At 61.9% G+C, this 20,563-nt stretch carries 19 protein-coding genes; 10 read left to right on the top strand and 9 right to left on the bottom strand.

What is annotated here, in order from left to right; genetic code table 11:
• Positions 1–44: 44 nt before the first annotated feature.
• A complete protein-coding gene (locus tag BN1127_RS01290; RefSeq protein ID WP_042648198.1) occupies positions 45–989 on the bottom strand; it encodes a CYTH domain-containing protein in 945 nt (314 codons plus the stop codon).
• A 169-nt stretch (positions 990–1,158) separates the two neighbouring features.
• On the opposite strand from BN1127_RS01290, the gene BN1127_RS01285 reads away from it, so the two are divergent.
• A complete protein-coding gene (locus BN1127_RS01285) occupies positions 1,159–1,839 on the top strand; it encodes a TIGR00153 family protein (RefSeq protein WP_025328355.1) in 681 nt (226 codons plus the stop codon).
• Between the two features lie 25 nt (positions 1,840–1,864).
• Complete coding sequence (locus tag BN1127_RS01280) at positions 1,865–3,130, top strand: inorganic phosphate transporter (protein ID WP_005327500.1); 1,266 nt, start codon at positions 1,865–1,867, stop codon at positions 3,128–3,130.
• Positions 3,131–3,197: 67 nt separating this feature from the next.
• On the opposite strand, the gene BN1127_RS01275 is transcribed toward BN1127_RS01280, so the two are convergent.
• Positions 3,198–4,436, bottom strand: coding sequence for a multifunctional CCA addition/repair protein (locus BN1127_RS01275; RefSeq protein ID WP_042648197.1), 1,239 nt, complete (start codon positions 4,434–4,436; stop codon positions 3,198–3,200).
• A gap of 219 nt (positions 4,437–4,655) precedes the next feature.
• On the opposite strand from BN1127_RS01275, the gene BN1127_RS01270 reads away from it, so the two are divergent.
• From BN1127_RS01270 to mltC, 5 genes are all read left to right on the top strand, one after another.
• Positions 4,656–6,299 (top strand): ExeA family protein, encoded by a 1,644-nt coding sequence (locus BN1127_RS01270; RefSeq protein ID WP_042648196.1) that lies wholly within the window; start codon positions 4,656–4,658, stop codon positions 6,297–6,299.
• On the top strand, positions 6,299–6,985 hold the full coding sequence (exeB, locus tag BN1127_RS01265; protein ID WP_042648195.1) for a GspB family T2SS assembly factor variant ExeB: 687 nt from the start codon (positions 6,299–6,301) through the stop codon (positions 6,983–6,985). Before BN1127_RS01270 ends, exeB begins: the two co-directional genes overlap by 1 nt.
• A gap of 94 nt (positions 6,986–7,079) precedes the next feature.
• Positions 7,080–8,153, top strand: coding sequence for an A/G-specific adenine glycosylase (gene mutY / locus BN1127_RS01260; protein ID WP_042648194.1), 1,074 nt, complete (start codon positions 7,080–7,082; stop codon positions 8,151–8,153).
• Positions 8,150–8,422, top strand: coding sequence for an oxidative damage protection protein (locus BN1127_RS01255; protein WP_041204967.1), 273 nt, complete (start codon positions 8,150–8,152; stop codon positions 8,420–8,422). The genes mutY and BN1127_RS01255 overlap by 4 nt, the downstream gene beginning before the upstream one ends.
• A 182-nt stretch (positions 8,423–8,604) precedes the next feature.
• A complete protein-coding gene (mltC, locus tag BN1127_RS01250) occupies positions 8,605–9,705 on the top strand; it encodes a membrane-bound lytic murein transglycosylase MltC (protein ID WP_042648193.1) in 1,101 nt (366 codons plus the stop codon).
• A 63-nt stretch (positions 9,706–9,768) separates the two neighbouring features.
• Here the strand turns inward: mltC and BN1127_RS01245 are convergent, their stop codons facing one another.
• Positions 9,769–10,149, bottom strand: coding sequence for a YgiW/YdeI family stress tolerance OB fold protein (locus tag BN1127_RS01245; protein WP_042648192.1), 381 nt, complete (start codon positions 10,147–10,149; stop codon positions 9,769–9,771).
• A gap of 237 nt (positions 10,150–10,386) precedes the next feature.
• Between BN1127_RS01245 and BN1127_RS01240 the strand changes: the two genes are divergently transcribed.
• Positions 10,387–11,394 (top strand): SGNH/GDSL hydrolase family protein, encoded by a 1,008-nt coding sequence (locus BN1127_RS01240; RefSeq protein WP_042648191.1) that lies wholly within the window; start codon positions 10,387–10,389, stop codon positions 11,392–11,394.
• A gap of 285 nt (positions 11,395–11,679) precedes the next feature.
• Complete coding sequence (ompA, locus tag BN1127_RS01235; RefSeq protein WP_042648190.1) at positions 11,680–12,711, top strand: porin OmpA; 1,032 nt, start codon at positions 11,680–11,682, stop codon at positions 12,709–12,711.
• 57 nt (positions 12,712–12,768) lie between these two features.
• Here ompA and BN1127_RS01230 read toward each other — a convergent pair whose 3' ends face one another.
• Genes BN1127_RS01230 through BN1127_RS01220 form a run of 3 tightly spaced genes read right to left on the bottom strand, consistent with a single transcriptional unit; the run spans position 12,769 to position 16,248 of the window.
• Positions 12,769–13,338: a PqiC family protein gene (locus BN1127_RS01230; protein ID WP_042648189.1), complete on the bottom strand. Its 570-nt coding sequence runs from the start codon at positions 13,336–13,338 to the stop codon at positions 12,769–12,771.
• Positions 13,338–14,984, bottom strand: coding sequence for an intermembrane transport protein PqiB (gene pqiB, locus BN1127_RS01225; protein ID WP_042648188.1), 1,647 nt, complete (start codon positions 14,982–14,984; stop codon positions 13,338–13,340). Before pqiB ends, BN1127_RS01230 begins: the two co-directional genes overlap by 1 nt.
• Complete coding sequence (locus BN1127_RS01220; protein WP_042648187.1) at positions 14,977–16,248, bottom strand: paraquat-inducible protein A; 1,272 nt, start codon at positions 16,246–16,248, stop codon at positions 14,977–14,979. The genes pqiB and BN1127_RS01220 overlap by 8 nt, the downstream gene beginning before the upstream one ends.
• Before the next feature lie 323 nt (positions 16,249–16,571).
• Here BN1127_RS01220 and hfq point away from each other — a divergent pair, with 323 nt between their 5' ends.
• The gene (gene hfq, locus BN1127_RS01215) at positions 16,572–16,931 is read left to right on the top strand and encodes an RNA chaperone Hfq (protein ID WP_005327536.1); all 360 of its coding nucleotides are present in this window, start codon (positions 16,572–16,574) and stop codon (positions 16,929–16,931) included.
• A gap of 135 nt (positions 16,932–17,066) precedes the next feature.
• Here the strand turns inward: hfq and BN1127_RS01210 are convergent, their stop codons facing one another.
• From BN1127_RS01210 to dapA, 3 genes are all read right to left on the bottom strand, one after another.
• Complete coding sequence (locus tag BN1127_RS01210; RefSeq protein ID WP_042648186.1) at positions 17,067–17,657, bottom strand: HAD family hydrolase; 591 nt, start codon at positions 17,655–17,657, stop codon at positions 17,067–17,069.
• Positions 17,658–17,829: 172 nt separating this feature from the next.
• Positions 17,830–19,470 carry a sensor domain-containing diguanylate cyclase gene (locus BN1127_RS01205; RefSeq protein ID WP_042648185.1) on the bottom strand — a complete coding sequence of 547 codons (1,641 nt, stop codon included), beginning with the start codon at positions 19,468–19,470 and terminating at the stop codon, positions 17,830–17,832.
• Positions 19,471–19,565: 95 nt separating this feature from the next.
• Complete coding sequence (gene dapA, locus BN1127_RS01200) at positions 19,566–20,438, bottom strand: 4-hydroxy-tetrahydrodipicolinate synthase (protein ID WP_042648184.1); 873 nt, start codon at positions 20,436–20,438, stop codon at positions 19,566–19,568.
• Between the last annotated feature and the right edge of the window lie 125 nt (positions 20,439–20,563).

The raw sequence follows: 20,563 nt of genomic DNA, 5'->3' as shown, positions 1-20,563 counted from the left end.
GAGCCATGGCTCACCTTTTTTGCATTCAGTGCGAACCTGAACCCTCAAGAATCCAGGTGCAGCCAGGCTGCAATGGCCAGTTGCAGGCCCACGAGATCCGCCTCGTGCAGCAGGGCCGACAGCCGCTCCTCCCCCGCCTCAGCCAGCAAATGCTGCTGCCCCCGAAGAACGGGCAACCAGGCAGGGGCCTGCGCCAGGTTCTCGGCGGCCTCGGCCACCAGGTCGCAACCCTGCAGCATCCCTTGCAGCGCCTGCTGCCGCTCTTCCTTCCCGCACTCCAGCCAGAGCTGCTCGTGATGCTGCCAGAGCTGCAGGCCGAGCGTGATGCGGGCCTTGCCATCGAGCCCGCCGATATCCGGCAGGGGTTGCACCGCCAGCGGCTTGCCTAGCCCCGCCAGCCGATAGCCCCGCTGCGCCTTGGATTGGGATCCCAGCCTGACCCCTCCCAAATCCGCCAGGCGCGCGGCCAACTCGAACAGGGCGCTCGCCTCACCGGACTTGAGCTCCAGCTCCAGCTCATCGATCTGGGCGCGGCCCAGGACACCGACAATCTCCCCCCGATCCCAGGCCAGTTCAATCTGTGCTCCGTCGAAGACGATCAGCCAGTGACGACGCAGGAAGTCGGTGCTGAACTGGGCCACCAGGCGGGACTGGATCTCGTCGCGCATGGCCAGACTTGGCCAGATGTGGTCAGGGAACGCGGACAGGGTCGGCAGATTGCCGCTCACCGGGGCATTGTATTCGGGTCTGGCGTGCAGCCCGCCGACCACCTGGCCACGGCATTTGATGGTCTGCTCGGAAAAATGGTCGCTGCGGCGGATCCGCAATCCCATGTCGAGCCGGCGTAAATCGAGCTTGGGCGTATCGAAATAGACATTGCCGAGGCGAACCTGCTCAGAGGAGATAATTTCAAGTGAATTCAGAAAGTTGGAGAGAGATTTTTTAATATTGCTGGTGACGAAAAACTTTATCTCGATCTCAGTTTGCATAGTCATTCCGGGCAGGCAGGCAACTTTGGGGGGCATGATCCGGGTCGCGAGGATATAATGCCAGCGATAGATAAGGATTAATTCACGGTTTTATTGATGGCACAGTTCGGTTATCCTGCGCCCCTCATAAAATCGTATCGAGTGTTTTTTCACCGACACAGGTTTGGCCATGCCAGTAAATACTATTTTGGGTCTTTTTGCCAAGTCCCCCATCAAGCCGCTGCAGAAGCATATCGTCAAGGTTCACCAGTGCTCCCAGCAGCTGGTTCCCTTCTTTGATGCCGTTGCCGAAGACCGTTGGGAAGATGCCGAAAAAATCCGGCAACAGATAGCCCAGCTGGAAAAAGAAGCGGATATTCTCAAACGCGAAATTCGCCTTAAACTGCCTCGCGGCCTGTTTCTGCCGGTCGCTCGTACCGATCTGCTGGAACTGCTGACCCAGCAGGACAAGATCGCCAATCGTGCCAAGGATATTTCCGGCCGCATGCTTGGCCGCAAGATGGAATTCCCCACCGAGATGCGTGCCGATTTCATGGCCTATCTCAAACGTTGTATCGATGCGACCGCCCAAGCCGAAAAAGCCATCGGAGAACTCGATGAGCTGCTCGAAACCGGCTTTAAAGGACGTGAAGTTGAAATGGTTGCCGAGATGATCCACCAGCTGGATCTCATCGAGGACGATACTGACACCATGCAGATCGGGCTGCGCCAACAGCTGCAAGCCGTTGAGCACAAATACAATCCGATCGACGTTATGTTCCTCTACAAGATCCTCGAATGGGTAGGTGACCTGGCTGATCAGGCCGAGCGCGTTGGCGCCCGTCTGGAACTGATGCTGGCTCGTTCGTAATCGACTGACTGGGTAAACACTACTAATGGACATTATCGCAAATTACGGCACCACCCTGGTGCTCGTGGCGGCCTTGTTCGGCTTTTTGATGGCCTGGGGCATAGGGGCGAACGACGTCGCCAACGCCATGGGCACATCGGTCGGCACCAAGTCTCTGACCATACGTCAGGCGATCATCATCGCCATGATCTTCGAGTTCGCCGGTGCCTATCTGGCCGGCGGCGAAGTCACGGCGACCATCCGTAACGGCATCATAGATACCAATGCCTTCACCGATACCCCGGATGTGCTGGTGCTCGGCATGATAGCCTCTCTGCTGGCCGCGGGCCTCTGGCTGATCCTGGCCTCCTACTTCGGCTGGCCGGTCTCGACCACGCACTCCATCATCGGGGCCATCGTCGGCTTCGCCGTGGTGAGCGTCGGCCCGGAAGCGGTGCAATGGAGCAAGTTTGGCGGCATCGTCGGCTCCTGGGTGGTCACACCGGCCATCTCCGGCATCATCGCCTACTTCATGTTCATCAGCGTGCAGAAGCTCATCTTCAACACGGACAACCCGCTGGCCAACGCCAAGCGCTATGTCCCGTTCTACATGTTCCTGACCGCGCTGGTCATCTGCCTGGTGACCATCAAGAAGGGGCTGACCCACGTCGGTCTGCACCTGAGTGACGGCGAGGGCATCTTGCTCTCCATCGCCATCTCGGTGACCCTCTCCATCGGTGGCTGGTTCTACATTCGCGGTCAGCAGTACAACCCGCAGGATGACAACAAGATGCACTTCGCCAACGTGGAGAAGGTGTTCGGCATCCTGATGGTGATCACCGCCTGTGCCATGGCCTTCGCCCACGGCTCAAACGACGTGGCAAACGCCATAGGCCCGCTCTCCGCCGTGGTATCCACCGTCGAGAGTGCCGGCCAGATCACCGGCAATTCTCACATCGCCTGGTGGATACTGCCCCTTGGCGGCATAGGTATCGTCATCGGTCTGGCCACCATGGGTGAGAAGGTGATGGCCACCGTCGGCACCGGCATCACCCACCTGACCCCGAGCCGTGGCTTCGCCGCCCAGCTGGCCACCGCCGCCACCGTGGTGATCGCCTCGGGGACAGGTCTGCCCATCTCCACCACCCAGACCCTGGTCGGTGCCGTGATGGGGGTGGGTCTGGCCCGTGGCATCGCCGCCCTGAACCTGGGCGTGTTGCGCAACATCGTGGTCTCCTGGGTCATCACACTGCCCGCCGGTGCCATCCTGGCCATCGCCATCTTCTACGTGCTGCAGGCCTGCTTCTCTTAAGCACCTCACAGCAAAAAGCCCGAGTCAGTGACTCGGGCTTTTTCATGGTTGGCATTCAGGGCCGACATCACTCCTCGATAAAGGTCCACTCGTCTCGCACCCGGCTGATGGCATCGAGCCGCCGCTTGGCGAGCTGTTCGCGGATCCCCTCCCCCTTGAAACCCGCCGCCACTATCTCCTTGACCGGCACCGCCTGGGCCGCAGCCAGGGCCTGGGCCACATAATCCGGCTGGCTGTAGACCTTCTCTTCGAAACCGGTACGGCCGTGGAAGTCGGCGCGGCAGGCATCCAGCAACTGGGCGAAGCGATCCGGCCTGCGCCAGGCGTCCGTCTTGTCGAATACCTTCAGCAGGGTCGGTGGCTTGAGATCGAAGGCGATGTGGATATGGGTGTGCAGGTCGCTCACCAGCAGCGCCAGATCACGGCAGTCGTTCGGCACTCTGAACCGCTCGCAGAAATCCCGGATGAGCGGCAGCCCTTTCTGACCATGACCGTGATGGCTGGGCCAAAACGCAGGGGGTGTCACACCCTTGCCAAAATCGTGGCAGAGGGCGGCGAAGCGAACCGGCAGATCCGAAGAGCGCTGACAGGCCTGATCCAGCACCATCATGGTGTGGATGCCAGTATCGATCTCCGGGTGCCACTTGGCGGGTGCCGGCACCCCGAACAGGGCGTCCAGCTCGGGGAAGAGCGCGTTGAGGGCACCACATTCGCGCAATACCTCGAAGAAGACCCGGGGAGTCTGCCCCAGCAGTACCTTCTCCAACTCCTTCCAGACCCGCTCCGGGGTCAGGTGGGCAAGCTCGCCGGCGTCGGTCATCTCCCGCATCAGCGCCAGCGTCTCGGGGGCCACCACGAAGCCCTGCTCATGGAAACGGGCGGCGAAGCGCGCCACCCGCAGGATGCGCAGGGGATCTTCGGCAAACGCCGGAGAGACGTGGCGCAACAGCCGCGCCTCCAGATCCCTGAGACCGCCATAGGGATCGTGCAGTTGCCCGCCCTCATCTTCGGCGATGGCGTTGATGGTGAGATCCCGGCGCAGCAGATCCTGCTCCAGCGTCACCTCGGGAGAGGCATGACAGACGAAGCCTGTATAACCCAGGCCCTGTTTGCGCTCGGTGCGGGCCAGGGCATACTCCTGCTGGGTGCTGGGGTGGAGAAACACCGGAAAGTCGCGACCAACCTGGGTGAACCCGAGGCTCAGCATCTGTTGCACGGTAGCACCGACCACCAGGTGGTCTCTGTCCCCCTGCGGCAATCCCAACAGGCGATCACGGACCGCTCCCCCAACCAGATAAATCTGCACGCGCACTCTCCCTCGATAAACCTGCCTCGATGATACCGCTTTTGGCCGACAGACACGACGGATCCCGGCTCAGGAAGTGCGACTACCCTCTGATCATTCGACCCCGCGCCTCATTGCCGTTTGAGCCGGTGACCGGGATGCCCCTCTTATGGTATCCGGGTCTTTGACATCCCTCTGGGGAGGCTTTAACCTGCCGCCATAACAATGGAATGGATCCTTATGTACACACAGTTCTTCGGTCTGTCGGAGCCCCCGTTCTCCATCTCGCCCAACCCCAAATATCTCTACATGAGCGAACGCCACGGGGAGGCCCTCGCCCACCTCAACTACGGGTTGCAGGACGGCGGCGGCTTCGTGCTGCTGACGGGGGAAGTGGGCACGGGCAAGACCACTGTCTCCCGCTGCCTGCTCCAGCAGTTGCCCGCCGAGACCGAGATCGCCTACATCCTCAATCCTTCCCTGACCGAACGGGATCTGCTGGCGGCCATCTGTGACGAGTTCCAGTTGCCCTACGCCCAGGAAGCCAGTCTCAAGCAGTTGTTCGACCTCATTCGCGATCACCTGCTGGCCAATCTGGCGGCGGGCAAGCGCAGCGTGGTGCTGGTGGATGAAGCCCAGCATCTGCTGCCCGGCGTGCTGGAGCAGTTGCGACTGCTCACCAACCTGGAGACCGACGAGAAGAAGCTGCTGCAGGTAGTGCTCATCGGCCAGCCCGAGCTGCAGCAGATGCTGCGTCAGCCCCTGCTGCGCCAGCTGGCCCAGCGCATCACGGCCCGCTACCATCTGCTGCCGCTCTCCTGTCAGGATGTAGACGCCTATGTGCGCTTCCGGCTGCAGGTGGCGGGCTGCGTCCAGCCCATCTTCACCCCTAGGGCAATCCAGACCTTGCACCGCCTCTCCGGCGGCATCCCGCGCCTCATCAACCTCATCTGCGACCGCGCCCTGATCGCCGCCTTCGCCCGCGGCAGCCACAAGATAGCCCACGGCGACATCAGCCTGGCGGCCTATGAAGTGAGCGGCATTCGTGACGAGGGAAGCTGGCAGTCCGGCCTCACCGTGACCCTGGCAGGCGCCCTGCTGGTCGCCGCTGGCTGGTGGGGCTGGCAGTTCTTCGGCGTCTTCCCTGCCCGCCCCCTGGTCAAGGTAGAAGTGCCGGTCAAGGTGGATGAGACGCCGGAACAGTTGGAACAGCTGACCCGCGCCATCAATCAGGCGCTGGAGCCGGACGTCGCCATGCAGAATCTCTTCAGGGTATGGGGCTATCAGACCGAGCTGGAGGAGGCGACCTGCAATGACGCCCCCCGTGCCGGCCTGCGTTGCCAGGAAGGGGAAGCCTCGCTGGCCGAGCTGCAGGCGCTGCAATATCCCGCCCTCATCAGCCTGACCGATGAAACAGGAGGACTCTATTACGCCACCCTGGTAAGCCTGGGGCCGGACAAGGCGTCCTTGCTCATCGGCAATCAGAGCTGGCAGGTGGACAGGCAGTGGCTGTCCGACGCCTGGGGGGGCAGTTATACCCTGCTATGGCGTATGCCCAAGGGCGGCGTGCCCCTGATAGGTAGTAATGCCAGTGCGGCCCAGGCCCAGTGGCTGGACAATGCACTGAACCGCGCCATGCAGCAGCCGGATCGCAAGGTGAGCCGCTTTGATGCAGCCCTCAAGAGCAAGCTGCAACAGTTCCAGCGTGAGCAGGGGTTGACCCCGGACGGCATCGCCGGCAGCAATACCCTGTTGCGCTTGAATGCCGTGGCCGGTGAACCCATGCCGAGGCTGGAAGATGAATCCCTGCGTGCCAGCACGCCTGTCGATCTGGATGCCGTGGCGGATGACACCATGGATCCCCTGATGGAGGATGCCTCCTGATGTCTACCCTGCTCAAGGCCCTGCGCCGCGCCGACCAATCCCAGTTCACTCCCCACATGCCGCTCATGGGCCTGCCCGTGAGCCAGGAAGAAGAGCCAGGCCGCCGCTGGATCTGGTGGCTCCTGACTCCCCTGGCCCTGCTCATGGGGGCCGCCGCCAACTACGGCTGGCACCTCTACCACCTCAAGCCACTCGAACAGCAGATCGAGGTGAAGGAGGTGGTGACGCCGCCCTTCGTGCGAGTCGAACCCAGATCCATGGTCACCCGCCCGCTGCCCCCGCCCCTGCCGGAGCCCGTGGTACAACCCAGACCCGTTGCCGCCGCTCCCGCAGAGGCGACCGCCGGCAATGGCCCCCAGAGCCTGGCCGAGCGCATCATGATGGCCCTCAACAACACCCCGCTGGTGGAAGAGGGGGCACCGCAAGCCCAGCCCCAGTCCGGAGCCATGCCCCTCAGCTCTCTGGATCCCGCGCTGAAACAACAGGTTCCTCCCCTGACCTATGGTGCCCACAACTTCTCCTCCGACCCGGCCAAACGGGCCGTGGTGATCAACGGGCGGGAGCTGCGCGAGGGCAGCGAGGTCGCCCCCGGCGTGCTGCTGGTTGCCATCGCCCAGGACTACATCATCCTGCAGGTCGGCGGTCAGCATGTCAGCCTCAAGGCGTTGCAGGACTGGCGCGGCTGACCGGGCCACAGTAACAAGCAGGATCTGCTGGCCCGGCAGCCATCTCAAGAGGGAGCCCGAGAGCTCCCCTTTTTAATCAAAACATGAGAACCCCGTGAGCAATTCAGATAACAGCACTTTCGCCACCCGGATCCTGGACTGGTACCAGATCCACGGCCGCAAGACCCTGCCCTGGCAGGAGGACAAGACCCCCTACCGGGTCTGGATCTCCGAGATCATGCTGCAGCAGACCCAGGTAGCCACCGTCATCCCCTACTATCAGCGCTTCATGGCCCGCTTCCCCGATGTGCTGGCGCTGGCCGACGCCCCCATCGACGAGGTGCTGCACCACTGGACCGGGCTCGGTTACTACGCCCGTGCCCGCAACCTGCACAAGGCGGCGCAGCAGATCCGTGATCTGCACGGCGGCCTGTTTCCGGAGCGACTGGAAGAGGTGATGGCCTTGCCCGGGATAGGGCGCTCCACCGCCGGTGCCGTGCTCTCCCTCTCTCTCGGTCAGCCCCATGCCATCCTGGACGGCAACGTGAAGCGGGTGCTCACCCGCTGGCTGGCGCTACCGGGCTGGCCCGGCCAGAAGCAGGTGGAGAACGATCTCTGGGAGCTGGCGACCCGCCTCACCCCAAGGCTCGGCGTGGCCCACTACAACCAGGCCATGATGGACATGGGCGCCACCGTCTGCACCCGCAGCAAGCCCGCCTGCGCGCGCTGCCCGGTACAGGTCGATTGCCAGGGGCTGTCGCAGGGCAACCCCACCACCTACCCCAACAGCAAACCGAAGAAAAGCATTCCGGCCCGCAACGGCATCATGCTGATCATCCGTCACGGCGACCAGCTGTTGCTGGAGAAGCGCCCGCCCCAGGGGATCTGGGGCGGGCTATACTGCTTCCCGCAGGTGGAGTCGCTCACGGAGGTGACGGGCCGCTTGCAGGGGCTGGGACTCGATGAGACCGACTACCGGGAGCTCGCTGGATTTCGCCACACTTTCAGTCACTTCCACCTCGATATTCGCCCCTTGCTGATCGAAATGGCTGCCCCGCCGCCGCCCTTGCTCATGGAAGCAGATTCCCGACTCTGGTATAACTTACGCCATCCTGCCGAGGTGGGATTGGCGGCCGCCACGGCCCGCCTGCTCGCCTACCCGGACTTACAACCACAGAGGTCAACATGAGCCGTACCGTATTTTGCCAGCGTCTGAAAAAAGAGGCGCCGGGTCTCGATTTCCAACTCTACCCCGGTGAACTCGGCAAGCGGATCTTCGACAACATCAGCAAGGAAGCCTGGACCGAATGGCAGAAGAAGCAGGTGATGCTGATCAACGAGAAGAAGCTGAACATGATGAATCTCGAGCACCGCCAGTTGCTGGAAAAAGAGATGGTGAACTACCTGTTTGAAGCCGGTGAAGTGGCCATCGACGGCTATACCCCTCCCAGCCAGTGAGTCGAGCCGATGAGCAGGGAGCACAGAGCGCCGCAACCCGGCTATCTATGGCCATGCTTCTCCCGGCCCGGTGCCAATGAGTTGTCACCGTGATCCAGCTTGAGTGCCCATCAACGGCTGGCACTCTTCTGGTTCACGGCACGTGCGTGACGGGCGACCCCACCGCCCAGTTTGAGGATCTTATGGGTCGAATTTTTTGGCTGCTGTGCGCCCTGCTGTTTCTCTCTGCCTGCTCCTCTTCTCCCAAACCCGGGGCAGAAGACGAAGATCTGGTCAACGGCAAGGACATACGCGGCTTCGAACACATGATCAGTGCACTCTCCCATAACGTGAACGAGATATGGGGGCGCGAGGCACTGTTTGCGGGCAAGTTTGACTACGTCAAATACACGGATCAATACAAGAGCCGGGCCCACATCGACTTCTCCAGCGGCCACATCATGGTGGAGACGGTCTCCGGGCTCGATCCCCGTGCCCACTTGCGCCGTGCCATCATAGAGACCCTGCTGACTCCGGACGATCCGGCGGAAGTGGATCTCTATTCGGACAGGGAGATCATGCCCGGTGGCGAGCCCTTCCTCTACGGCCAGGTGCTGGACAACCAGGGGCAGGCCATCCGCTCCAGCTGGCGCGCAGAGCGCTATGCCGACTACCTGCTCGCCAGCGCGATGAAGAAGCGCACCCTTGGCATTCGCACCATCTTCTTCGTCGACATCCCCATGGTGGCCAACCATGAGGACAAGCGCGGCTACAAGTACGCCAGCATCATCCGCGAGGCCTCCCGCAAGTACGGGGTCGCCGAGAGCCTGATCTATGCAGTGATCAAGACAGAGAGCAGCTTCAACCCCTATGCGGTCAGCCATGCCAATGCCTATGGCCTGATGCAGGTGATCCCGGCCACCGCCGGACGGGACGTTTATGTGCGGGTCAAGGGCAAGAATGGCCAGCCAACCCGGGAGGATCTGTTCAATCCGGCCTACAACATAGACGTGGGGACGGCCTATCTGCACCTGCTGCAGACCGTCTATCTGGCGGATATCCAGGATCCCCAATCCCGTCGCTATGCGGTGATCTCCGCCTACAACGGCGGTGCGGGCGGGGTGCTCAACACCTTCTCCAGCAACCGCAAGGCGGCCCCTGATATGATCAACCGGCTCTCTCCCGAGGCTGTCTATCAGGTGCTGACCGAGCAGCACCCCAAGGCGGAGGCCCGTCGCTACCTCTACAAGGTCAATCAGGCCGAGAAGGGGTTCAAGCGTACCGTCGCCGTCCGGGCGGGCTGACGGCGTTAAAAAAGCAAGAGGGGCGCTGATGGAGCGCCCCTCTTGCCATTGATGTCCAGCAGATCACTTGGCGATAAAGCCGCCCTTGCTCTGGGGAGCGGCACCAACCTTCTCCAGGTGCTCGACCTCGACCTCTGTCTTGTTCCAGCTGTGGTCAACCTCGCCACGGATGCGGATCAGATCGTTCGGGCCCACTTCGACGCCGCGCCACACGTCCCCGTCCACTTCCACTTCCACTTCGCCGCTGTCATCGCGGAAGCTGTAGTTCTCGCCGCCAAGGTGCTTTACCAGCTTGCCTTCCAGGGTCACCCACTGATCATCTGCCACGTCTTTCAACTGCGCGACCGAGACCTTGTTCTGCTCCTCGGGGCCGGTGTAGGCCGCCATGGCGAAGGAAGAGACGGACATCAGGGCCAGCAGGCCGATTACCTTTGCTTTGTTCATTTTCACGCTCCTGTCATTGGGGTATGCAGGCATCTTGCCAGGGCGTGCGTGAAACAAACGTGAAGCCTCCCCATCCAGGGGAGAGCAGTGTGACCGCAATCGATTTAATGCCCCTGGCTTGCTGCAAGATTGTATTCGAGTGGATACCGTGCAGCCTGGCAACCGGGGTCCCCAGCCCCTTGCCTTCGAGGAACAGCCCGCAGGCAGCGCCTGCCTCCACTCCATGAGAACAGCAAGATGAACAAATGGCTTCTGTGTTTACTGGGACTCTTCGCCCTGACGGCCCATGCCGCCGAGACGCGTCCCGCTTTTTCCCGCATCGTGATGTTCGGCGACAGCCTCTCCGACACCGGCAAGATGTACGGCAAGATGCGCGGTTATCTCCCCTCCAGCCCGCCCTACTACCAGGGCCGCTTCTCCAATGGCCCGGTCTGGCTGGAGCAGCTGACCCAGCCGTTCCCGGGACTGAAAATAGTCAACGAGGCGGAGGGGGGCGCCACCGCGGTGGCCTACAACAAGATCTCCTGGAACCCCAAGTACCAGGTCATCAACAACCTGGACTATGAAATTACCCAGTTTCTGGAGAAGGACAGCTTCAAACCCGACGATCTGGTGATCCTCTGGGTCGGCGCCAACGACTATCTCGCCTATGGCTGGAATACCGAGCTGGACGCCAAGCGGGTGCGCGACGTCATCAGCGACTCGGCCAACCGCATGGTATTGAACGGTGCCAAGCAGATCCTGCTATTCAACCTGCCGGATCTTGGCCAGAACCCCTCGGCCCGCAGCCAGAAGGTGGTGGAGGCGGCCAGCCATGTCTCCCGCTATCACAACGAGCTGTTGCTGAACCTGGCCCGCGAACTGGCTCCCACCGGCATGGTGAAACTGTTCGAGATCGACAAGCAGTTCGCCGAGATGCTGCGGGACCCACAGAACTTCGGCCTGAGCGACACCGAGAACGCCTGCTACGGCGGCGGCTATGTGTGGAAGCCGTTTGCCTCCCGCAGCGCCACCGCCGACAGCCAGCTTACCCCCTTCAATGCGCAGGAGCGCCTCGCCATCGCCGGCAACCCCCTGCTGGCCCAGGCCGTTGCCAGTCCGCTGGCTCGCCGCAGCGCCAGTGAGCTCAACTGTGAAGGCAAGATGTTCTGGGATCAGGTCCACCCGACCACGGCCGTGCACGCCGCCCTGAGCGAGCGCGCCGCCACCTTCATCGAACGGGAGTACGAGTTCATCCCCCAGTGAGGATGCAGAGGCCGACACAATGTCGGCCTTTTTTGTGCTTGCCTGACTGGACAGTAAACACACAGCTCATATGACTCCCGTCACAAATTGGAGTCATACTGGCCTTCCTGCCCGGATAACTCCCCTATGATGGGCATAGTTATCACAATATGTTTTATATCAGTTGCTTGTGGTTCAAAAAATACGGGCTACGTTTAAACATGTTGTGGCTCAACGCTGGCCCAACCCATGAGGCGAGGCGACACAGATTCGATCTCTCCCACAGACAAATTGCAGAGGCTTCATATGAACAAAACACTGATTACCTTGCTGGTTTCAGGCTTGCTTGCGGCCAACGCTCAGGCAGCCGGACAAGACAATACCTGGTATGGCGGTGCCAAACTGGGTTGGTCCAACTTCTACGGCGTCGACGAGAGCAACAGCATCTCCACCGAAGACAAGGATGACGATGAAGTGGGCGCCGGTGCCTTCGCCGGTTACCAGATCAACCAGAACCTGGGGATCGAGCTCGGTTACGACTACCTTGGCAAGCTCAAGTACAACGGTACCCGCAATGCCGCTGCCTTCAATGACTCTGTCGAAGCCCAACTGGCCCAGCTGACCCTGAAGCTCGGCTTCCCGGTAGCGGACAATCTGGATCTCTACGGTCGCCTCGGTGGCGGCTACGGCTGGACCAGCAGCGATGAGCTGGACAGCGACAGCCGCGCCGTCTTCGTCGGTGCGTTGGGGGCCGAGTACGCCTTCAATCTGGATTGGGCCGCCCGCCTCGAGTACCAGTACAGCACCCCGTACGGCAGCCGTGAAGACACGGGTTTGCGCATGGACAACGGCCTGCTCTCCCTGGCCGCCGTCTATCGCTTCGGCCAGGTTCCACCGGCCATGCCGGTCGCCGCCCCGGCACCGGCCCCCGAGCCAGTGATGGTCGACAAGCAGTTCACCCTGAGCTCGGATGTGCTGTTTGACTTCAACAAGGCCACCCTCAAGCCGGAAGCCGGCCAGGCACTGGATACCCTCTATAGCCAGATTGAAGAAGCCAGACCCAAGGATGGCTCGGCCACCGTCATCGGCTACACCGATCGCATCGGCTCCGACGCCTATAACCAGAAGCTCTCCGAGCAGCGGGCCCAGACCGTGGCCGACTACCTGATCGGCAAGGGCTTGCCTGCCGGCAAGGTAAACGTGGAGGGTCAGGGCAAGAATTCTCCCGTCACCGGCGACAGCTGCACCAGCAAGTCCAAGCGCGAGCTGATCGTCTGCCTGGCCCCGGATCGTCGGGTAGAGGTCAAGGTGCAGGGGGTCTCGGAAGTTCAGCAATAATCCCTGTGTCAGATAACAAAACGGGAGGCATTGGCCTCCCGTTTTTCATTGTTCCGTTCAGCTGCACGTGCGCACATCCGCCGCAATCTGATCGAGCAGTAGCTGCCACCCCTGCCCCAGCTCGTCCACCAGGGCGCCATAACCATCGGCCGGCAAGACCCGCTCCTGCTGGAAAGGCACGTCCCGCAGCACGACCCCTTCCTCCGTCAGCAAGCGCCAGCGGCCGCTGAGCAGGGCGCGGCCATCGTGCCGTCCCTGGAAGCGCTCGACCGAGATGGTCAGCACTGGCCCCTTGCGGGCCCCGTCCTGGCGCACCACCCAACCCGGCAACCTGCTGGAGAGGCCATTCAGGGTAAGCTGGTTCAACTGCGCATCCAGCGAGCCCGCCCAGCGATGATACTCGGCAAAGTGCAGCTCCTTGCCTTCCAGCTGATAGACCAGGCTCATCCGATCCAGCTGGCCAGACAGGGCGACGGGACGCAGCACCAGCTGATGCCGGGGCTGTGCCGTAACGCTGTTCGACTGCGGGAGCTCCGCATCCAGCGAGTAGTAGTGCAGTGCCGTCGGGGCGGCACTGCACCCCGTCAGCAAACCCAGCAAGGCCAGGGTCATCATCCGTTTTTTCATCATTTTCCTCGCTTGGGCTCAGGATCCTGGGGACGGGAGCGGTCGAAGATCAGCGAACTGGGCTGCTCGTTCAGTGAGTGGACCAAGGGTTGCAGCTCCCCCATCAGCTGATTGAGAGACTGCACCGACTGGCGCAACTCCTGGTTGGTCTGGGAACCAGCATCATAAGCCTGCAACGTCTCCTGCAACTGCTTGAGACTCTGGTTGAGGGATTCGGGCAACTGTTGGGTCGAGCGCTGACCGGTGAACTGTTCCAGATTGGCACTCACGGCCTTGATGTGTTTGAGGGTTTTGTCCAGGGTCGCCAGGGTGCTATTGACCTGCGTCAGCGTGGTGGCCATGTCCATGTCGACGAACTTGTCGAGGATGAGGTTCACCTTGCGCTCTATCTGGTCCAGCCCGGCCTGCACGGTCGGGAACACCTGATAGCCTGCCAGCTTGAAAGGTTCATAGGCAGGCGCATCCGGGTAGAAGTTGAGATCCACCACCTTGCCGCCGGTCAGCAGACTGGACGTCTTGAGGCTGGCCCGCAATCCCTCCTTGAACTGCTTGCTGAACAGCGCTCGCCACTGCTCCCGCTCCGCATTGGCGTAGCGATGGGAGAGGCGCTGTACCTCGATGCGGGCCAGCACGGGGATCTGCCGGCTCTTGAAGATCTGCACCCCCTTGTCGTCGATGAGGTAGGGGGCGGAGATGACGGTACCGACCCGGATGCCGCGATACTGCACCGCCGCCCCGGGGTGCAGGCCACCCACGTTGTCCTCGAACAGGAAGACGTAGTCGATGAACTGATCCAGGCTACCGGCCAGCACGCTCGCCTCGTCCTGGAACAGGGTGAAGCTGTCCATCTGCTTGACCGGCTCACCGGGTGTCCAGCCCGGTGGCAGCCCCATGGTGATGCCGCCGTCCAGCAGGCTCTCGAGCGAATCCATCTTCACCTTCATCCCCTCGCTGCTCATGGAGACCTCGAAGCCCGGGGTCAGCCAGAAGCGGGAGTTGCTGCTCACCAGGATGTCGTAGGGGGCATTGATGAAGAGCTGGTACTGCATCTCGCTCTTCTCGGGCAGGAACTTGGCCTCCTCTATCTGGCCTATGGTGAAGCCCTGATAGCTGATGGGGGAGCCTATCCCCAGGGCGCGCGCATCGCGGCTGCTGAGAGAGAGCCGCAGCCCCTTGGCATCCACCGAGGCGAGCGGCGGCTTGTCCAGCATGGCGTATTCGTCGCGCGCCTTGCCCTTCTTGCCAGGGGCGAGTTCGATGTAGGCACCGGAGAGCAGGGTGCCCAGACCCGACACCCCTTCCCGCCCGACCCTGGGTTTGACTACCCAGAACTGGCTGTCCTTCTTGAGCATGCCGGCGGCGGCATTGGTCAGACGGGCCTTGAGCACCGCATGGCTGTAGTCATCGCTGAGCTCCACCGCCTCGATGCGACCCACTTCCACCTCACGGGAGCGGATAACCGTCTTGCCCGCCACTATGCCCTCCGCGGTGGCAACCGTCAGGGTGAAACTGGGGCCTTGTGAATACCAGTGCTGGAACAGCATCCAGGCTCCGATGAACAGCGCCAGCAGCGGCACCATCCAGATAGCGGCGGCCGAGCTCATAAAGTCAGAGCCCGGTTTCCACCTTGTCTTACGCTCACTCACGTTCGCGCTCTCCTTGTTGTAAATCCCAGATCAGGCGGGAATCGAAACTCATGGCGGCCACCATGGTGATCAAAACGACCCCGGCAAAAGCAACGGCCGCGGGGCCCGGGTAGATGGTCATCAGATTATCGAGACGGATGAGGCCGGCCAAGATGGCCACCACGAAGACGTCGATCATCGACCAGCGTCCCACAAATTCGGTCATGCGATAGAGCTTGAGCTTGCCAAGGGGAGAACCGACCCGGCCACGCTGCACCATGTAGCAGAGCCACAGCAGCGCCAGGATCTTCACCAGGGGCACCACCACGCTGGCAAAGAAGATGACGGCGGCGATGGGGTAGGAGCCCATGGCCCAGAGCAACACCACCCCCCCCATAATGGTCGAGGGGCTGTCGTCCCCCAGAAAGACGGTGTCCATGATGGGATAGAGGTTGGCAGGAATATAGAGGATCACCGAGGTGATGAGCAGTGCCCAGGTACGGTTCAGACCGCCCGGCTTGCGCTGGTGCAGACGATCGCCGCAGCGGGAGCAGCTATGGGCATCGCCGTCATTGAGCGCGCCGCAGATGTGGCACCCCACCAGCCCGTACTCCAGGGCGCTGGCCTCGGGATCCAGCTCTCTCGCCTCGGTCTGGCCGAACAAACGTTGCCACAGCCACATCCGGTCCAGGGACGAGATCATCTTGATCAGCAGCACCGTGTAGCCCACGAAGGCCCAGAACGACAGCCCCATCTTGATGTCGGCCATGCCCATCAGCTTGACCAGAGAGATGAGCACCCCGATGAGGAAGACATCCACCATCAACCAGGGTTTGATCCGGCACAGCAATCGGCCGAGTGAGCGCAGGGCATTGCTGTGCAGATCCTTGTCGAGCCGCCACAGCACCAGCATGATGGAGCCGATATAGACCAGTGGCAGACCGATCAGGGTCAGGCTCAGCACGGCCCCCAGAAACAGATAGCCCTGATCCACCAGGGTGGTGATGCACTGCAGGAAGGTCATCTCCTGCCCCACTCCCTTGGCCGAGAACGACATGAAGGTGAAGGCGTTGGAGAGCACGAACATGATGAGCGCCGCAAAGCCGTAGGCGATGGGTCTGAGCTCCTGCTGCGGCAGGTGCGCACTCAGGGTGTGACCGCAACGGGGACAACTGCTCGTCTCCCCCACGGCCAGCGCGGTGGCCGGCACCAGCAAGTCACACTCTTCGCACGCGGTCGCGTCATGGGTATAGGTAATCGGGTGTTGGTGTGAAACCGGATGCAAGATAGGACCCCAGCATGAGGCCGCGAACGGCCAGAGGCGCCAATTATTGCAGCCACCGCCGCTAACCACCAGCCCTGTTCATGTACAGGGCCTTAAGGGACGGGAGATAGATGGGCATGGGGCGCGGCCTGGAAAGGTTTTTTTTGGCATAGCTCGACCCTGGCCCCAGGGATAAGGGGCATATTTATCTGCAAATTTGCGCAAGCTCCCGCACATCAGCCCCTGTTCATCGATGCTTTGGCGGCAGGGTGAGAATGACTTTGACAAGCCTGTGACCATTTAGCACAATCAAACGCCACTTTTTTTCCGCGGGACAATAATTTATGACAACTGAATCCCCAAGCTACTCCACCATCGAGCAGGCATTCTCCCTTGGGAACGGGCAAGATTCTGCCCTCAACTGGTTGCGCAAGAACCGCAGTCAGGTCGCCATCTTCCTGGTGAGCGGCATCAAGCTGGAGGGGACCATCAGCGGCTTCGACCAGTACAGCGTGCTGTTGACCGATGCCCATGGCAATCAGCAACTGGTCTACAAGGCCAAGATCTCCACCATCGCCATGCACTCCGGCCGCCCCCAGGTCAGCATCCAGCGCGCCCGCAAGCCACGGGTCTCCATGGCTCCGCGTCCCCACGGCGGCCCTAGCCGTTATGACGACAACCAGGGCGGTAGCAGCGAGCAGTGATGCTCGCCTCCTCCTGACTCTGAGCTTGCCGCTGCGTCAATTAGTGACGACGCGCATCCCCACTCTCATGTCATGCCTGTCCCGTATGAGAGTGGGTCTTCTCCCCCAGGCGGCCTCGACGGCCAGCCCGTTTGCTCAGTAGGTCAATCCGACCGGCTTCCCTTCCTTGACCATGCACACCTGCATGCCTGCGGCCTCACCGGCCTGCGCCCCTATGCCCGTGTCCTCGAACACCAGACAGCCGTCAGGCGCAACCCCGAGTCGCTGCGCCACCAGCAGAAAGGTATCCGGATGGGGTTTGTGCAGCGCCACGTCGTCGGCGGTCACCACCACGGGGAAGTAGCTATCCAGTCCGGTATTGCGCAGCACCGCCTCGGCATTGATGCGAGGTGATCCCGTGCCTATCCCCATGGGAATGAGACCGTGATAGCGCCTGACCAGATCCAGCATGGCCGGGAAGGGGGTCGCCTTGTGCAGGTTGGCCACATAGTGCTCCGTCTTGCAGCGCGTCACCACCAGCGGGTCCAGCGCGATCTGCTGCACCTCGGCCACCAGCAAGGCTATCTTGCGGCTGGGCATGCCACCCAGTTCATAAAACCAGTCGGCATCGAACTGAAAGCCAAACTCGCGGGCGGTATGTTCCCAGGCGGCCAGGTGCAAAGGCATGGAGTCCACCAGGGTGCCGTCGAGGTCGAAAACCAGGCCTTGAAATCCGGATAGGGTCATGGTGCAGGATCTGTCTGTGAAAAATGGGCCCCCATTCTAGCCAGACCCCGGCCCCATCGCCATGCGTCAGAGGGCGAGAAACGCTTGCCACCACATTTATGCCGAGGAAAAGAGATGCACCAGAGCGTTGGCCCCCTGGCGCGGTGAGGAAGGAGAGAGGGTGAGTCCGACGTCAGCGATAGGCCAGGGTACAGGCCCGGCCCTGTGACTTGGCGTGATAGAGCGCCTGATCCGCCTGCTCGGTCAGGGTCTGCCACCCCTTGTCCGAGGAGGGGATGAGGTAACTGAAGCCGATGCTGACGGTAAGCGCCGCCGCCACCCGGGAGGCCGGATGGGGGATCTGCAGGGCTTCCAGCCCGTGGTGGATCTGCTCCGCCAGCCGCTCTGCCTCCCCGGGTTGCGGGGCGCACAGCAGGATTACGAACTCCTCACCGCCATAACGGGCCACCAGATTGGTACGCCGCCGCTCGGTGTCCTGCAGCAGGGCCGCGACCCGTTGCAGACACTGATCCCCCTTGCCGTGGCCGAAGTGATCGTTGTAGGACTTGAACTCGTCCACGTCTATCATCAGTACTGCCAATATCCCCTGATGACGGCGCGCCCGCTCCCACTCCCGCTCCATGGTGATGTCCCACTGACGGCGGTTGGCGATCCCGGTCAGGGGATCCTCCAGCGACAGCAGGGAGAGACGCCGGTTGGCCTCCTCCAGCGCCCGGTTGGTGTCGGCCAGCTGCCGGGTCCGCTCCTGCACCCGCAGCTCCAGGTCACGGTTGAAACGCTCGAGCGCCGCCTGGGTGCGCTGGCGGATCAGCAACTGGGAAAGCACGGCGGCATATTGCTTGAAGATCTCGCTCTGATACGCCTTGAGCGGACGACGCCAGAGCAGGTTGTCGGCGGCGATCCAGCCGATGGGGGTGCCCCCGTCCCAGAGCGACACCATGGCATTCCAGCCGCGCCCCACCACCTGCTTCTCGTAATAGAGCGGGGTATCCTCCAGCACCAGCACATAATCCTTGCGCCGCAGCGCCTCCTGCACCGTGGGATGATCAGGAATGGGACTGATGAAATGGCGCTCGTCGATGAGCTCACCCGCCTCGTTGGTACCCCAGGTACCGTGCATGGTCTTGAGTTGACTGTCCGTCAGGAAGATGGCGATGCGATCGAACTGCAACTCCTGGCGCGCCAGCACCACCGCATCGTGCAGCAGGCGATCCTCACCGTCACAGCGCGACAGCTTGACTCCTACCTGGTGCAATGCCTGCAGCATGCTGAGGAAGGAGTCCTGCAGGGCCTGGCTGCGGACGAGATCGGCCTGGGTATTGATCCGTTGATCCCGCTCCAGATCGACCTGACCGGCGAGTCGCCGGCTCTCCAGCTCGGCGGCGAGGTAGTGCATCAGCAACTGGATGCTCTGTTGCTGACGCCTTGGCAAGCGATCGAGGCGGCGCCGGGTTTCCAGATAGACCACGGCCTCCAACCCCTTGTGGCGCTTGAGCGGGAAGCTTGCACGCAGGCGTGGGCTCTCCGGCTCGACGCTCTCCCAGATGGCACGAGTCGGCGCGATCGGCTCCACCAGCAACTGGCCGAGATCGAGGGAACGTTCAATGAAGAGGAGAGGCAGGTCGAGGGAGGTGAGCATGTCGGCGCTCAGACAGAGCAAGCCCTGCTCAGGCCTGTAGTGGTAGAGCTGGGGCGTTGGCGCCCGCAGCCACAGATAGATCTGCTCGGCCTCGGTCTTTTCTCTGACCGCCGCCAACGTCACTTCACAGAGATGTTCAAAACTGGTGAAGTGCTCCGGATCCCATTCTTGCATGCCAAATCATCCTTGGTTGTATCCAAGCGAGTATATCGGCAAAGCCTGGCCATTAATTGACCTGGCAGTCAAAAGCGAGATCCAGAGCCCAGTTTTTACAACAGATTCAACGCCTGCATGGCGGCGCGGATACGCTCGCGGGTAGCGTCAGACAGCGGCATCACCGGCAGACGGCACTCCTCGCTGCACAGGCCCAGCAGGGAGACGGCGTATTTGGCACCGGCCGGGCTCGGCTCGGCGAACATGGCCTGATGCAGCGGGATCAGCTTGTCCTGCAGCTCGCGGGCGGCTTGCCACTCGCCGGCCAGGGTCAGGTTCTGGACCTCGGCCACCAGCTTGGGGGCCACGTTGGCCGTCACCGAGATACAACCCTGGCCACCACCGATATTGTAGGCGACGGCGGTGGCGTCTTCACCGGAGAGCCAGGCAAAGGGCTTCTTGATGAGCTGACGCTCGGTCCAGGGGCGGGCCAGATCGCCGGTGGCGTCCTTCACGCCGGCGATGCGCGGCAACTCGGCCAGGCGGGCCAGGGTCGCCGGCTGCACATCGACGATGGCGCGGGGCGGAATGTTGTAGACAATGATGGGCTTGGTGGTGGCGTCATGGACCGCCTTGAAGTGGTGGAACAAGCCTTCCTGATTCGGGCGGTTGTAGTAACCGGCCACATGCAGGGTGGCATCCGCCCCCATCTGCTCGGCGAAACGGGTGTATTCGATGGCTTCGACCGGGTTGTTGGACCCCGCACCGGCGATGACAGGGATCCGTCCAGCCACCTGCTTGACCACCAGCTCCACCACCCGGCAATGCTCGTCGTGGGTCAGGGTCGGGCTCTCCCCCGTGGTGCCGACCGGCACTATGCCATGGGTCCCCTGCTCTATGTGCCACTCCACCAGGCGAGCCAGTGCGGCCTCGTCCAGCTGGCCCTGTCGAAATGGGGTGATCAGGGCAACTATCGAACCTTGAAACATGGGATTTCCTTCTCCTAAACAGATGGATTGGTCAATAAAAAGCCCCGGTACGGGGGTCGCTACCGGGGCTTGAATCGTCTCAGGGATGAGAGGTTACGCGCGCACGCCAGCAGGCCCGAATGTCA

This window comes from Aeromonas media (assembly GCF_000819985.1).
GTDB lineage: Bacteria > Pseudomonadota > Gammaproteobacteria > Enterobacterales > Aeromonadaceae > Aeromonas > Aeromonas media.
The sequence above is the reverse complement of the archived record's forward strand: the minus strand, read 5'-3'. Positions and strand labels throughout refer to the sequence as shown.